Annotated in this window: 13 protein-coding genes; 5 read left to right on the plus strand and 8 right to left on the minus strand. The window is 64.5% G+C overall.

The window, feature by feature from the left end:
- Window positions 1-127: 127 nt before the first annotated feature.
- Both EV672_RS05550 and msrA read left to right on the plus strand, forming a co-directional pair.
- Window positions 128-2,317 (plus strand): tetratricopeptide repeat protein, encoded by a 2,190-nt coding sequence (locus tag EV672_RS05550; protein ID WP_133607064.1) that lies wholly within the window; start codon window positions 128-130, stop codon window positions 2,315-2,317.
- Window positions 2,318-2,399: 82 nt separating this feature from the next.
- Window positions 2,400-2,972, plus strand: a complete 573-nt coding sequence (gene msrA, locus EV672_RS05555) for a peptide-methionine (S)-S-oxide reductase MsrA (protein ID WP_133607066.1) — start codon at window positions 2,400-2,402, stop codon at window positions 2,970-2,972.
- Window positions 2,973-2,977: 5 nt separating this feature from the next.
- On the opposite strand, the gene pdxH is transcribed toward msrA, so the two are convergent.
- The gene (gene pdxH, locus EV672_RS05560) at window positions 2,978-3,613 is read right to left on the minus strand and encodes a pyridoxamine 5'-phosphate oxidase (RefSeq protein ID WP_208110714.1); all 636 of its coding nucleotides are present in this window, start codon (window positions 3,611-3,613) and stop codon (window positions 2,978-2,980) included.
- A gap of 211 nt (window positions 3,614-3,824) precedes the next feature.
- Between pdxH and EV672_RS05565 the strand changes: the two genes are divergently transcribed.
- The gene (locus EV672_RS05565; protein WP_166643467.1) at window positions 3,825-4,346 is read left to right on the plus strand and encodes an NTP transferase domain-containing protein; all 522 of its coding nucleotides are present in this window, start codon (window positions 3,825-3,827) and stop codon (window positions 4,344-4,346) included.
- Between the two features lie 159 nt (window positions 4,347-4,505).
- On the opposite strand, the gene EV672_RS05570 is transcribed toward EV672_RS05565, so the two are convergent.
- From EV672_RS05570 to tyrS, 7 genes are all read right to left on the minus strand, one after another.
- Complete coding sequence (locus EV672_RS05570; protein ID WP_133607072.1) at window positions 4,506-5,210, minus strand: hypothetical protein; 705 nt, start codon at window positions 5,208-5,210, stop codon at window positions 4,506-4,508.
- A gap of 289 nt (window positions 5,211-5,499) precedes the next feature.
- Complete coding sequence (locus tag EV672_RS05575) at window positions 5,500-6,246, minus strand: hypothetical protein (protein WP_133607074.1); 747 nt, start codon at window positions 6,244-6,246, stop codon at window positions 5,500-5,502.
- A gap of 122 nt (window positions 6,247-6,368) precedes the next feature.
- Window positions 6,369-7,517 carry an OmpW/AlkL family protein gene (locus EV672_RS05580; RefSeq protein WP_166643468.1) on the minus strand — a complete coding sequence of 383 codons (1,149 nt, stop codon included), beginning with the start codon at window positions 7,515-7,517 and terminating at the stop codon, window positions 6,369-6,371.
- A 123-nt stretch (window positions 7,518-7,640) separates the two neighbouring features.
- The gene (locus tag EV672_RS05585; RefSeq protein ID WP_166643469.1) at window positions 7,641-8,336 is read right to left on the minus strand and encodes a PEP-CTERM sorting domain-containing protein; all 696 of its coding nucleotides are present in this window, start codon (window positions 8,334-8,336) and stop codon (window positions 7,641-7,643) included.
- Between the two features lie 305 nt (window positions 8,337-8,641).
- Window positions 8,642-9,538, minus strand: coding sequence for a PEP-CTERM sorting domain-containing protein (locus EV672_RS05590; protein ID WP_166643470.1), 897 nt, complete (start codon window positions 9,536-9,538; stop codon window positions 8,642-8,644).
- 206 nt (window positions 9,539-9,744) lie between these two features.
- On the minus strand, window positions 9,745-10,578 hold the full coding sequence (locus EV672_RS05595) for a PEP-CTERM sorting domain-containing protein (protein ID WP_208110715.1): 834 nt from the start codon (window positions 10,576-10,578) through the stop codon (window positions 9,745-9,747).
- Between the two features lie 330 nt (window positions 10,579-10,908).
- Window positions 10,909-12,177: a tyrosine--tRNA ligase gene (gene tyrS, locus EV672_RS05600; RefSeq protein ID WP_133607082.1), complete on the minus strand. Its 1,269-nt coding sequence runs from the start codon at window positions 12,175-12,177 to the stop codon at window positions 10,909-10,911.
- 154 nt (window positions 12,178-12,331) lie between these two features.
- Here tyrS and EV672_RS05605 point away from each other — a divergent pair, with 154 nt between their 5' ends.
- Window positions 12,332-13,744: a M23 family metallopeptidase gene (locus EV672_RS05605; RefSeq protein ID WP_243738540.1), complete on the plus strand. Its 1,413-nt coding sequence runs from the start codon at window positions 12,332-12,334 to the stop codon at window positions 13,742-13,744.
- Between the two features lie 7 nt (window positions 13,745-13,751).
- Entirely contained in the window at window positions 13,752-14,903 is a 1,152-nt protein-coding gene (locus tag EV672_RS05610; protein ID WP_133607086.1) for an anhydro-N-acetylmuramic acid kinase, read from the plus strand.
- Window positions 14,904-14,929: the final 26 nt, after the last annotated feature.

Below are 14,929 nucleotides of genomic sequence, written 5' to 3' on the forward strand. Positions count from 1 at the left end.
GGCGCAGTCACTGCGCCTTGGGGAGCTCGGGACCCTTCCCTCCCGGCTTCCTTGCACGGTCGTGAACCGTGTAGGCCCCCGGCTGCGGCCGGGGGTTTCGTTTGTGGATGCGGCAGAATCTGCCGACATGAGCACAACACCCACCCCGCTGCCCCCGCACGAAGAATCCAGGCTGATCGCCCTGTTCAATGCTGGGCGAAACGCCGAGGTGGAGACGTTGGCACGAGAGTTGGTCCGCCAGCACCCGCAAGCGGCATTCGCGTGGAAGGCGCTTGGCACGGCGCAGCTGCTGCAAAACAAGAATTGCGTGGAAGCGCTCAGCCAGGCTGCGGCACTGCAGCCGCAGGACGCCGAAACCCTGTGCAACCTGGGCAATGCTCAGAAGGCCCAAGGCCAGATGCAGGCGGCCGAAGCCAGCTACCGACAGGCCCTGCACTGGCGGCCAGGTCATGCAGCGGGGCACTACAACCTCGCCATCTTGCTGAACGAGCAGAACCGACTGGCCGAGGCAGAAGCCGCCTACCGGCAGACGCTCCAGTTGCAACCCGGCATGGCCGACGCCCACAACAACCTCGGCCAGGTGCTGGAGCGCCTCGGGCGCAGCAGCGAGGCCGCCGACGCCTATGCCGCCGCCGTGGCCGCGCGCCCAGACCATGCCGAAGCCTGGTGCAACCTCGGCGCGGTGCTCGGCCAGCAAGGCAAGTTGGCAGATGCGCAAGCGGCCCTGCGCAAGGCCATCGCCCTCAATCCACGTTTCGCACAGGCGCACCACAACCTGGGCATCGCCCTCAAACAGGCGCACCAGCATGATGCCGCTTGCGACAGCCTGAGGACCGCCGCCAAGCTGAAGTCCGACTACGTCGAACCACGCCAAGCGCTGGGCGACCTGCTGCGCACCTTGCGACGCTACGAAGAAGCGATCCTGATGCTCAAACGGGTGATCGCCCTGAAACCGAAACACGCCGACGCCTGGATCGACCTGGGCAATGTGCACAAGGACCTTGGCGAGCTGCAGGACGCTGTTGACTGCTACGCGCAGGCCCTGGCCATCGACCCCCACCACGAGCAAGCCCACGGCTGCCTGCAAATGGTCAGCAACTATGTTCCCGGCATCGGTGCCTCGCGCCTGCGGGAGCAGGCCTTGGCCTACGGCGCGTTCGTGAACCAGCACGCGCGGCCCTTCACCGTCTGGACGGGCAAGCTGGACCCGGAGCGTCCGCTGCGGGTTGGGCTGGTCTCAGGCGACCTGTACAGCCACCCCGTCGGCTACTTCCTGGAAAGCGTGCTGCAGGCCCTCCATCGGCAAGCCGGCAACGACATTCAATTGACGGTTTACGCCACGCAACCATACAAGGACGCGCTGACCGACCGTTTGATGGCCTGCACCGCGCGATGGAACATGGTGTTTGGCATGTCGGACGAGGCACTCGCCCAGCGCATCCACGCGGATGGCATCGACATCCTCATCGACCTCGCAGGCCACACCGCCCACAACCGCTTGCCGGTGTTCGGCTGGAAACCCGCGCCGGTGCAAGTGACCTGGCTGGGCTACTTCGCCACCACCGGCGTTTCGCAGATCGACCACCTGCTGGCCGACCCCTGGACGGTGCCGGCAAGCTTGGAGGCCGGCTTCACCGAGCACATCTGGCGCTTGCCGCAAACGCGCTTGTGCTTCACCCCCCCTTCGGCATCCGCTGCGGTCAGCGCGCTTCCAGCCTTGCGCACCGGACACATCACCTTCGGTTGCTTCAACAACCTGACGAAGCTGAACGACGAAGTCATCGCGCTGTGGGCGAGGGTGCTGCACGCCGTGCCGGGCAGCCGACTGCTGCTCAAAGCCAGCCAACTGGGCAGCGCCATGGTGCGGCAGACAATGCAGTCGCGCTTCAAAGCCCAGGGCGTGGCCAGCGACCGGCTCATCCTGCAAGGCCCCTCGACGCGGGAGGACTACCTTCAGGCCTATGGACAGATTGACATCGCACTGGACCCCTTCCCGTTCACTGGCGGCACAACCAGTGCCGAAGGCCTCTGGATGGGCGTGCCCGTCCTGACCCTGGCCGGCGACAGCATGGTGGCACGGCAAGGCGTCAGCCTGCTGATGAACGCTGGCCTGCCCGACTGGGTTGCGGATGCCCCCGAAGACTACGTGGCCAAAGCAATGGCTCACGCCAGCGATCTGACCACTCTGGCGACACTGCGTTCAGGTTTGCGCGAACGGGTGATGCAGTCACCCTTGTTCGATGCCGAGCGATTCGCTGACCACCTCGGCACAGCCCTGCGGGAGATGTGGCGCGCACATGCGCGGAGGGCTCGCTGAGGTCGTGCAGTGGATGGTGCGAGCTGGCACAGCAGCGGCGCAAAGCCCCTCACCCGCAAGACAACCGCCACCGGACGACAAGATGCCCACCACCAACGCCATCACCGACTCGCCACACCTGCAACAAGCCACGCTGGGCGGCGGCTGTTTCTGGTGCCTTGAGGCCGCCTTCAACCAACTCGGTGGCGTGGTGCTGGCCGAATCAGGCTACAGCAATGGCCACCACCCCTCGCCCAGCTACGAAGCCGTCTGCAGCGGCACCACCGGCCACGCCGAAGTCGTCAGGGTCACTTTCGACCCCGAACGCATCAGCTACCGCCAGTTGCTGACCGTCTTCTTCAGCCTCCACGATCCCACCACGCTGAACAGGCAAGGCAACGACGTGGGCACGCAGTACCGCTCCGGCATCTACACGCACGACGGGGCGCAGGTTGAAACAGCGCGCCAAGTGATCGGTGAACTGTCAGACAGCGGTGCATTCGACGCCCCCATCGTGACGGAAATCGCGCAGGTGGCCAACTACCACCCAGCCGAGGCCTACCATCAGGGCTATGTGGCCGAGAACCCTTACCAAGGCTACTGCACGGTGATCGTCAGGCCCAAGTTGGCCAAGTTCCAACGCACTTTCGCCGCCCTGCTGAAAGCGCCTGACTGAGTACCTCAGGGCGCCAGCCGACTGATCAGCCAACTGCCGTCGGCCTGCTGCTCGTAGGCGATGCGATCATGAAGTCGCGACGGACGGCCCTGCCAGAACTCCCAACGGTCGGGCAGCAGGCGGTATCCACCCCAATGGGCAGGCCTCGGGGGGGCGTCGCCCAGGCTCGCCTGGAGGTCGGCCCAGGAGCGCTCCAAGGTTTCACGCGAGCTCAGCACGCTGCTCTGGGGAGATGCCCAGGCACCGATGCGGGAGCCCAGGGGCCGGCTGTGAAAGTACGCGTCGGACTCCTCGGCAGACACCTGCTCGACACGCCCCTCGATGCGCACCACCCGTTCGAGTTCGGGCCAGAAGAACTGCATCGCAGCGTGCTGGTTCGCGGCCAGATCCTGGCCCTTGCGGCTCTGATAGTTGGTGAACCAGACCAAGCCCTGTGCATCCGCACCCTTGAGCAGGAGCACCCGGGTGGAGGGACGGCCGTTGGCACCCACCGTGGCCAGTGTCATCGCGCTCGGCTCCAGGGCACGAGACTTCACGGCCTCCTCCAGCCAGAGGTGGAACTGGTCGTTGGGACGCGCCTGCACGTGCGCCTCGTCCAAAGCAGCCTGTTCGTAGCTTTTGCGCATGCGCGCCAGATCCATGCTCGATTTATCCATGGTGAAAGTATGGCTCGTTTTGATTGCCCTTGGGAATGACACGAATCAAGCCTTCGCCCGGGTATGCACTTAGGTGAATCCGCGCTGGCGACACCCACTTCGGGGATTCACACTCAAACCCAGGAGACAGGACATGGACTCACGCGCCACAGCCATCATTGCGGTCCCGCATCAGGCATGTGGTCAAACCGGGAGCATGCTCCTGCACAGCATGAACCGCACGGTGGCGCAATGCGCCGAAGCCGACCTGGACGTGCTCGTCGTGGCGCCCCAGGCAGCGCTCAGCGCGTGGCACGAATGGTGCCAATCCTCCTGCGCCAGCGTGGTGAGCCTGCCGCCCAGCTCCGATCGGCAACTCCTGGTGAGCGCCCTGCGGGCGGGCGTTCAGATGAGTCCCAAGTCGTGCGGCTGGTTTCTCATCCCCGCCGACATCCTCATGCGCAAGCCCAGCACACTGCTCCAGTTGCATGAAGCCCTGCGCCACCACCTCATCGTCCATGCCACGGTGGGGCAGCAACCCAGACTGCCCGTTGGATTCGACCGGGAACTGTTCTCCGAACTCATCCACCTGGACTCCGACCACGCCCTGCACCGGCTCATGAACCGCTACCCCACCCAACCGGTGGAAGTCGATGATCCGGGCGTGCTCATGCACCACTGGCATCCGGAGCCAGCGCTGCCACTGGCGCAAGGCAGCACGCGTCACCCTGAGGCTTGAGCGCATGCCAGCGCTCGCTGGCCACTTCTCCGGGGCTGCGACACAAACGACAGCACCGCACGAGCACCGCACAAAAAAAACCAGTCAGCTCGCACTGACTGGTTTGGCTCTTTGGCGAGCGCCTGGGCGCTCAGGGGCGGACCAGCCGCCCCGCCAGAATCACTTGGCCACGTAGGGCTTGGAGGAAGCGCAGGTCGAGCGCAGGTTGGTGCTGATGTCCTGGGTCAGGGTGCCGAAGTTGAAGTCCAGGGCAGGCAGCGCGATGTCAGGCAGTTGCAGGGAGGAGATCAGGGCAGCCTTGGCAACAGGGGTCAGGGCCAGGTTCTTCAGGACCTCATGGCCCGTCACCGTCAGAGGGAACTTGTACTTGAGGGCCAGGGCCGAGTCCACCTCGAAGGTGTAGATCGGCTGCTGGGCCATGGCGACGCCACCCATGGGGGTGATGTCAGCGGTGACCTGCTTGTTGACGTAGTCGATGGTGAAGTTTGCCAGGGTCAGGCCGAACTTCGAGCCGGTGTCGTCGTCGGTGCGGTCAAAGAACAGGGCAGAGCCGACAGCCGAGCCGGACTTGATGGCCAGGTTCGAACCGGCCACCACCTTGGTGACCGGGAAGCTGTAGGCGCGGTAGAACGTTGCGCCGGTGTTGCCGCCGGTGAGCATCTCGCCCACGGGCGTGGCGTTGCCCTTGGCGCGCACAGAGAGGTTGACCAGGTCGAACGAGTCCAGGTTGTCCTGGGTGAAGGCCTGCACCGAATTCGACTTGGTGCAGTTGAGCGGCAGGGTCAGGTCGGCGTGGGCTGCGGAGGCGGCAAAGACGAAGGCGGTTGCTGCGGCGACGCGGAAAGAAACTGCGAAGGCTTTCATGGGTTCTCCTTAGGGATCACGGTTGGGGGCACTGGCGATCACGTTGTGTGTTCGTTGGATTCATCTTCTCAAGATACCCAGAAATGCAGACCCCGCGAATAAGTGTCGGGGGCTAGGGAATCCGAGCAACTTTCCACACCGTCAAGGGCAAACCCGGAGCGATTAACGGGTCGCGAAACTAGGGTTTCCGAGATTTGGCGGAGATTCTTCCCGGGGCATTTGAATCTTGATCGGCCATGAAAAAAGCGGCCCCGTGAGGCCGCTTTTTTGCATGACGGAAAATCTGTGCTTACTTCGCAACGTAGGGCGTCGCATTGACTGGGCGGGCACGGAACTGGGCGTTCACGTCCTGCGTCAGCGTGCCGAAGTCAAAGTCAAGTGCGGGCTGTGTGACCTCGGGCAGTTCGAGTGCCTGGATCAACGCCTGCTTGGCCTGCGTGGTGAGTTTCAGGCTGCCCAGCTGCTCGTGCAGCACGATGGTCAGGGGGAATTTGTATTTCAACGCCAGCGGGGCGTTCGTGGTGAAGTTATAGAGCGGCATTTGCTTCACGGTGATACCACCTTTGGGGGTGGTATCTGCCAACACCTGCTTGCTCAGGTAATTGATCGTGAAATTGGCCAAGGTCAGGCCAAGGCGTGCGCCGGTGTCATCGTTGAGGCGGTTGAAATACAGTGCCGCGCCACTCGCAGTCCCGGACTGGATGCTGAGCGTCGCACCGATGACAATTTTGGTGATGGGGAAGCCGAACGCCACGGGCGTTTCCGAGCCAGCAGGCGCTGCCTTGTCCACATAAGTGGTGCCGCGGGGCTCCACAACGAGGTTCACCGTGGTGAAGGAATCCAGGTTGTCCTGGGTGAATGCCTGCACCGAATTGGCCACCAAGGCGCTGGTGGGCAGGGTCAGGGCGTGGGCAGAAGCGGTCGCGAAAAATGCGGCCACGGTGAGGGCGCTGAGGCGGATCGAGCGGACAAGCATGGAGGGCTCCGGCATGTTGAAGAGACGGCCAAACAACGTGTCTGGCAACGCAGTCATCATGCCGGGACCGATCGCGAGATACCCCCCCCACGATCGGGGGATAAGCCACCGCAGCGTGTGAGCTAAAGCACGACAGCGGGCAATGGCCCCCTCACACCAAGCAAGGGATCACCCTAGGTCGTTCAGAAATCCATGCCCACGCTCACGGTGATGATCGTGTTGGTCAGCTTCATTTTTTGCTCGCGCACGAAGGTACCCAAGCTGGTCTGGCCTTTGTTGAAGGCGACAAGTTCGTTGACCAAGGTGGACGCAGGCACCGTGCCGTCACCAATGAGGATGCCGTCACCCTCCGTGATCGCCGTGGAGAGTCCGGGCGACAGGTCGGCAATGACTGGATCCCCAGAGCGAATCTGCGTGTTCGACGTCACAAGCCGCGACTCGGCTCTCAGGCCAATGCGGCCCACCGAGACGTTGATGTGCCAGTCCTCATTGATGGCCGTCTTCAAACCGAGGAAGGGGCCGAAGCCAAAGGTGTTCTTGGTGGTGATGGTGGTCGGGCCACCGACGTATCGCTCCAGTTCAGGCGTGGCCTTGGCGCCGAAGAAAACGGCGTACATGGCGCCCACACCGACATAAGGGCGGAACATCGCGTTGGCTTCACCGAAGTTGTAACTGCCGATCACCAGAGGCGGCAGAAGTTTCGTGGTCGCGATGACCTTGCCGTTGATCCCGTTGGGCTGCCCACTCGGATTCGTGCCGTCGCCGGTGATGTTCACCTTCAGTGGCGCCGCCAGCACGAAACCCTCCAACAGCCATTTGCGTTCCTGGTCGAGCCAGTAACCCATCGACACCGTGGGCGTGCCAATGTTTTTCTGCGCCCTGGCCCTGATGCCCGGTGGCGTGCCAATGCCAGCCACACCTTCAGCGTCCAGACCATCACGCAAAATGCGGTCTCGTACAAACAGATCCCACGTGATGCCGGTACCCCCATCCTGCGCGTCGTAGCGCGCGCAATTCAGGCCCGCGACCCGCGGGTCGGAGGGGTTGGTGGTGCAGATGGTGGCGGTGTCGATCGCACTCGAGATGTCGCTGCGGCTCAGCACAAAACCAGACAGATCGCGGGCATCTTCGGATTTCGTTTTGGTGATCACCGAGGTGTAACCAATGCGCATGAACAGGCGGTCACGGACCTTGCTGTCCCAGCCTGCGGGGAAGATCGAGTTGGGCAGTTGCTGAGCGGCTGTCGGCAAGGCGGCACAAGCCCCGGCAGTGGCCAGCAACAGCGCGGCAATGCGCCTCACACCGGCAACACGGTCGTACGAAAAATACATGGTGTCTCCAAGGCAACCTCGATGCGGGCTGCTTTCGGTTGAAAGTCTGCTTGATGGACGGGCGGCGCGCCCTGGGGCTTCACCCAACATCCGGCATCTGAGAAACGTGCAAGCCGCGAGGCCTCAAGGTTGTGCGCGACGGCGCACTGAACCCACCGCGGCGATGCCGACGAGGCCCAGGCTCAGCATGGCAAGGGTGCTGGGCTCCGGAACAGGCGCGGCAACGGGTTGGGCAAACGCCGAAATGGTGGACGTGATCCGGCCAAAGCCGTCCACATTGGTCAGCGTGCGGTTGTTGACCGAATTGATCCCAGAGCGCCCCGTGTTGTTGAGGTTGAGCGCTTTGACAAAGATGTTGTCAATGTCTGTCGCGTTGGCCAGGAAAATACCGGACAAGGTGTTGGTGGCAGAAAACAGCTGAGGCGCTCCGTTGACCGTGAACGTGGTGGGGCCCGTGAGCGTGTCCGCCGTCCAGAGCCGGTAGTTCGACAAAGGCGCAAAGCCATTGCCACCACTCAAATCGGCATAGATGTCGATGGAAGCGGTGGTGCCGGCGGTGTAGCGCGACAGGTCAACGCGCAGGTTGGAAATGCTCAGCGACCCAGGGCCCAAGGTGGCCTGGCTGGTGGTCACTGTCTGCAGCGAGCCGCCCGACGTTTGCACACCAGTGACGTTGACCGTTGTGCCGTCGAACGAGCCGGTGATGCTGGTCACGGGCGCCTTGGCACTCACGCTGCCGTTGACGTACCGCACGATGCCAGTCGAACTGGTACTGGTGTTGAACGCGACCGTGGCAGGCTCCACGGCAGACAGCTTCACGGACGCCAGGTTGAGCGCAGTGAGCAGCACATTGGAGAAGCTCAGGGCGCCTTCACCGCTGAGTTGACTCACGGTGTATCCCTGGTCCGTGATGCTGGCGTTCTTTTCCAGGGTGTAAGAGCTGGCCTGGGCCATGCCGCTGGCGGCCATGAACGCACAGGCGACGGGCAAACACTTCTTGAATTTCACTGCGGTCTCCGAAACGGTGCAGCACGCCACGGCGCACTAAAAAAAAGAGGTGTCATACCCTCCATGGAAGGGGTTTGACACCTCTCGCTCACGCCGTCAAACGACGGCGTCTGGCATCAACGTGCCGCGCGGCGGCGTGCCAGGCCGAGACCCACCAGGCCCAGGCCCATCAGCACGTAGGTGCTGGGCTCAGGCACCTGGGACACAGGAGCAACAGACGCCGTGATGTTCGACAGGATGGAGCCGAAACCAGCGGTGTTGACAACGCCGGTCGCAGAAACGCGGGTGTTCACCGAGGTGATGCCCGAGCGGCCGGTGTTGTTCAGGCCCAAGGTCTTGACGAAGATGTTGTCGATGTCAGCCGAATTCACCAGGAACAGACCCGTGATGGTGTTCTGGCCGCCGATGGTGGTGGTGCCGGAATTCACGCCAAACGAGGTGGGGCCGGAGATGCTGTCGAAGGACCACAGCGCGTAGCGGCTCAGGTTGACCGAGCCGTAGGTGAAGCCAGCGGCCGAGGCCGTGCTGTTGCCCAAGATGTCGGCGTAGATGATCTTGTTGGTGAGGTCCACCTGCAGGTTGGAGATGCTCAGTTCGCCAGGGCCGTTGGTGGCGCTGTTCTTCAGCGTGGTCTGCAGGGCGCCGCCGGCGGTGCCCACGTTGGTCACGTTCAGGGTGGCGCCGTCGAAATTGCTGGTCAGGCTGGTCACGGGGGCGGCTGCGCTCACCGAGGTGTAACGCACGATGCCGGTGCTCGTGGTCGAGGTGGTCGGTGCGACGGTGGCAGGCGCCACGGGAGCAACTTTCACCTGGGCCAGGTTCAACGCGGTGATCAGCGAGCTCGAGAAGCCCAGCGAACCGGTGCCAGACAGCTGGCTGAAGGTGTAGCCGTTGCTGTCCACGCTGGTGGTGGCGCCGGTGGTGGTCAGGGTCTTGGTTTCGACCGCAGCGTGGGCGGCGCCGGCCAGTGCGACGAAGGCAGAAGCGGCGATCAGGCTTTTGTTGAAGTTCATGAATCTCTCCACATGGGGGTTTTCAATCGGAGACCGTTGCATGTTGGTTGGCAACGGCGCCGTCATGTTGTCACTTTAGGGGTCTGAGCCTGCTTGAGCATCAGGGAAGCTCCTGCAGGCGACCGCTGAACGCGGAAAATGGGCACTATTTGGAGCCAAACCCCCCGCATCGGGGGGCGGGGCGCCCCGGGGTGCCCCTCCTCGAATCAGCGAGCCTTGCGACGGGCAGCGAAGCCGATGGCAGCCAGACCCACGCCCATCAGGGCATAGGTGCCGGGTTCGGGCACAGCGGGCGTGACCTTGGAGACGGACACGGTGATAGAGGACGTGATGGTGCCGTAGCCGATCGCGCCGTTGTTCACACCAGCCAGGGCGTCAGCACCCAGACCATTCAGGTTCGTGCCCTGGACGAGCAGGTTATAGGCCCCGCTGTAAATCTGCAGGTTGCGCAGCGTGGTGTTGGCGGTGTAGGTGCCGCCGGCAGCGATGATGGCGTCCAGGTTGAAGGTGGTGTCGCCCAAGATTTCCTGGTAACGCCAAACCTTCACGTTCTCTTGGGTGCCAACGCCGTTGTCACCAACGATGGTGGCATAGACGTCCTGGTTGACCAGGTCAACGCGCAGGTCCTTGATCGTGACGAAACCGGTGCCGTTGGCCACGCCAGCGTCAACGCTGTCCAGGGTCACGGTCTGGGTGGCGCCGCCCTCGGTACCGACGCCGATGATGGTGATGTCAGCACCGGTGCCGGTGCCGGTCAGCGACAGCACAGGGGCAGCCGCGCTGGCTGCGGTGTAGCCACCGACGGGGCCGGTGATGGTCGGAGTGGCGGGGGCCACACCGGTCACGCCAACAACACCCAGGTTCAGGGTGTCCAGCAGGTCTTGCGAGAACGTCAGGGTGCCCGAACCGGTCAGACCGCTGATGGTGTAGTCACCATAGGCCAGGGACTCGCCCTGGTTGATGGTGGCGGTGACGGCGTGTGCGCCACCAGCGGCCATGAAGGCGCTGGCGATGACCAAGCTCTTGAACTTGAATTTCATTGTGATCTCCACTCGTATGCGAACTTGCTTGTGTGAAAACTGCTTGCAACCCCAAGGCGTTCGCAACCTCCCCGGGGTATCGGTAGCCCTCTCGGATCTACGTTGTTCTGATCTTGCGTGATGCCAGAAGCAAAGACCACGTGGAAATTCCCGTCGATTGCAACAAACCGTCAACCCTGGGGTGCGATGCCACGACGAGCCCCTCAGCCAAGGGTAGTGGAAGTACCTAAGCGTGATTTTGTGGCCACCGATCCTGCGTTGCGCGCCTTTAAGAAGCAGATGTCGCCAAATGAACCCAACAAGCCAACAAGTTCTTCCGGAGCGTCGAGATCAAGCCACGGTGACGCGGGCAAATTTGCGTTTGCCCACCTGCACGACGAACTGCCCGCTGGACAGGCGCAGCGCCTTGTCGCTGACAACGTCGCCGTCGATGCGCACACCGCCCTGCTCGATCATGCGCATGGCCTCGCTGCTGGAGGGCACCAGGCCCGCCTGCTTGAGCAAGGCGCCGATGCCCAAGCCCTCCGCCGGCGCGGTGAGCGTCAGCTCGGGGATGTCGTCCGGCACGCCACCCTTCGATCGGTTGACGAAGTCCTGCAGGGCTGTGTCGGCCGCGGCCGCGCCGTGGAAGCGCGCCACGATTTCCTGGCCCAGCGCGACCTTGGCATCGCGCGGGTTGCGGCCCGCGGCGCACTCGGCTTTGAGCTGTGCGATGTCGTCGAGCGAGCGGAAGCTCAGCAGGGTGAAGTAAGACCACATCAGGCCGTCGCTGATGCTCATGAGCTTGCCGAACATGTCGTTGGGCGCTTCGCTGATGCCGATGTAGTTGTTCTTGGACTTGGACATCTTCTCGACGCCGTCCAGGCCCACCAGCAGGGGCATGGTCAGGATGCACTGGGCTTCCTGGCCATATTCGGCCTGCAGGTGGCGCCCCATCAGCAGGTTGAACTTCTGGTCGGTGCCGCCGAGTTCCAGGTCGGACTTCAGCGCAACCGAGTCGTAGCCCTGCATCAGCGGGTAGAGGAATTCGTGGACGCTGATGGAGGTGCCGGCGTGGAAGCGGTCGTGGAAGTCATTGCGCTCCATCATCCGCGCCACGGTGTAGCGGCTGGCGAGCTGGATCATGCCGCGGGCGCCCAGGGCGTCGCACCACTCGCTGTTGTAGCGGATCTCGGTTTTGGCAGGGTCGAGGACCAGGCTGGCCTGTTTGTAGTAGGTCTCGGCATTGGCCTTGACCTGCTCGGGCGTGAGCGGCGGGCGCGTGGTGTTGCGGCCCGACGGGTCGCCGATCAGCGAGGTGAAGTCCCCGATCAAGAAAATCACCTGGTGACCGATATCCTGGAGTTGACGCAGTTTGTTCAGCACGACGGTGTGACCGAGGTGGATGTCCGGCGCGGTCGGGTCCAGGCCCAGTTTGACCCGCAGCGGCACCCCCGTGGCTTCGGAGCGTGCCAGCTTGCGCACCCATTCGGCCTCGGGCAGCAGTTCGTCCACGCCACGCTGCGTGATGGCCAGGGCCTCGCGCACGCGGTCGGTGACGGGGTGCTGGGCTGGGGCGGCATCAGCCAGGGTTTCGGGTGCTTTTTCGGATGGAGACATGGTGGGCCAACAGGTGAAAATCAGCATGCGGTAGGGGCGGGAGCCGCCGCTATACTTCGCAGCTTGCATGGCGTCCGGCACAGACATTGCGCGCGGGCGAGGGCAGATTTTAGGTGACGCGCAGCAGCAGCGGCTCCAGACAGGAACACACGTTTTGAACCAGGCTTTCTCGTTCGCACGGCTCGCACAAATCGCTGAAGACCTCCAGTCCGCCGCACACCGCCATCCGCGCCGTGTCAGCGCCGCTGTGCTGACCCTGCTGGCTGGCTCGGCCTTCACCGCCTTCGGTGTGGCGCCGCTGTCAGCGCTGCCAGATGTGGCGCCCCCGCTCATCACCCAGATCATCCAGCCGGTCACGTCCGCAGCACTGCCCGAGCAGTTGCAACGCCTGGACATGCAGTCGCTGACGCTGTTCCGCAGCGATGTCACCCGCTCGGCCGACACCGCCGACAGCCTGCTGGCCCGCCTGGGTGTGGACGACGCCGAAGCCGCCGCCTTCATCCGCAATGATCCGCTGGCAGCCACCGTGCTGCAGGGTCGCATCGGCAAGTCGGTCAAAGCCACGGTGGAAGATGGCCAACTGCGCCAGCTGGTCGTGCGCGGCCCAGCCGACACCACCAGCGACATCGACACCCACTTCACCCGCCTGACCATCGAGCGCCAGACCGGCGCCGCTCATGCGGGCTTCGTGGTGCGCAAGGAAGTCGCGCCGCTGGACCGCCGCCCGCAGATGGGCTCCGGCACCATCCAGTCCTCGCTGTACGCCGCGGCCGACGACGCCCGCCTGCCCGATGGCGTGACCAACCAGCTGGCCGAAATCTTCGGCACCGACATCGATTTTCGCCGCGAGCTGCGCAAGGGCGATGCCTTCAGCGTGCTTTATGACGCGCTGCTGGCCGATGGCGAGCCGGTGACCTGGGGCAATGTGGCCGGCCGCGTCCTGGCCGCGCGCTTCATCAACAAGGACAAGGTGCACGACGCCGTGTGGTTCCAGGAGCCTGGTCGCAAGGGCGCCTACTACGACCTCACAGGGCGCAGCAAGGTGCGCGCCTTCCTGTCGTCTCCGCTGGCCTTCTCCCGCGTCACCTCTGGTTTCGCCATGCGCTTCCACCCGATCCACCAGACGTGGCGCGCCCACCTCGGCGTGGACTTCGGCGCCCCGACGGGCACCCCCATCCGCGCGGTGGGTGACGGCGTGGTGAGCTTCGCAGGCCAGCAAAATGGCTACGGCAACGTCGTGCACATCCAGCACAGCGGCGACCGCACCACCGTGTACGCCCACCTCAGCCGCATCGACGTGCGCCGTGGTCAGCAGGTCGAACAGGGTGTGCGCATTGGCGCGGTGGGCGCCACGGGCTGGGCCACGGGACCGCACCTGCATTTCGAATTCAAGGTGGGTGGCCGCCAGGTTGACCCGATGACGATTGCCCGCGCTTCGGAAAGCCTGCAGTTGTCGCCGCTGGCGCTCGGCCAGTTCCGCCGCATGGCCGTGGACGTGGCGCAGCGCCTGAACATGGCCAGCGAACAGCAGACGGCCGGCGCGGCCACGGGTCCACGCTTCGAGTGAAGCTCACATGAGCGAGGGCCCCAGCCAAGCGGCCGAAACGTACATCGGCCTGATGTCGGGCACTTCGCTGGACGGCGTGGACGGCGTGCTGCTGCAGCGCACGGCCGGGCAAGGCACAGGCTGGCAAACGCTGGCGCACGCCCACCGCCCCTTCCCCCCCGCGCTGCGCCAGGCCATGCTGGCGCTCAACACACCGGGTGAGAACGAACTGCACCGCGCCGCCGAAGCCTCACAGGCGCTGGTGGTGCTCTACGCCACGGTGGTGCACGCGCTGTGCACCGAAGCCGACGTGCTGCCCACCGAGGTCACGGCCATCGGCGCCCACGGTCAGACTGTGCGACACCGCCCTGACCTTGGCTACACCTGCCAGCTCAACCACCCGGCCTTGTTGACCGAGATGACCGGCATCGACGTGGTCGCCGACTTCCGCAGCCGTGATGTGGCCGCAGGTGGCCAGGGCGCACCGCTGGTGCCCGCTTTCCACGACGCCATCTTCGCGCGACCCGACGCCACCGTGGTCGTGCTGAACATCGGCGGCATGGCCAACCTCAGCATCCTCAGGCCAGGCCAGACGCCGCTGGGCTTCGACTGCGGCCCGGGCAACGCCTTGCTGGACATGTGGTGCGAGTGCCAGACCGGCCATGCCTACGACGCCAATGGCGAGTGGGGCGCAGGCGGCAACGCCCGGGAGGCGTGGTTGTCAGACGCGCTGGCCGAGCCCTACTTCGCCCTGCCGCCACCCAAGAGCACCGGGCGCGACCTGTTCAACGCCGAATGGCTGCAGCGCTGGCTGGCGCCACACGGCCTCACCGATGGCCCCCAGGCCGACCCCGACACGGCCCGCGACGTGCAGGCGACCTTGTGCGAGCTGACCGCGCGCAGCGCCGCACTGGCCGTGCAGGCCCACGCGCCGGATGCGCAAGAGGTGGTGGTGTGTGGCGGCGGCGCGCTCAACGGCGACCTGATGCGGCGCCTGAGCGAGCAACTGCCTGGCGTGCACGTGGCACGCTCAGACGCCCACGGGCTCGACGCGATGCAGGTCGAGGCAGCAGCCTTCGCCTGGCTGGCTTGGACGCACGTGCAGCGACTGGCGGGCAACCTGCCCGCCGTCACCGGCGCCAAGGGGCCCCGGGTGCTGGGCGCCCTTTATCCCGCCTGATACCGCCCAAGCCGGCTCAACCCGGC

The sequence above is a fragment of the Aquabacterium commune genome, from assembly GCF_004362855.1.
GTDB lineage: Bacteria > Pseudomonadota > Gammaproteobacteria > Burkholderiales > Burkholderiaceae_C > Aquabacterium > Aquabacterium commune.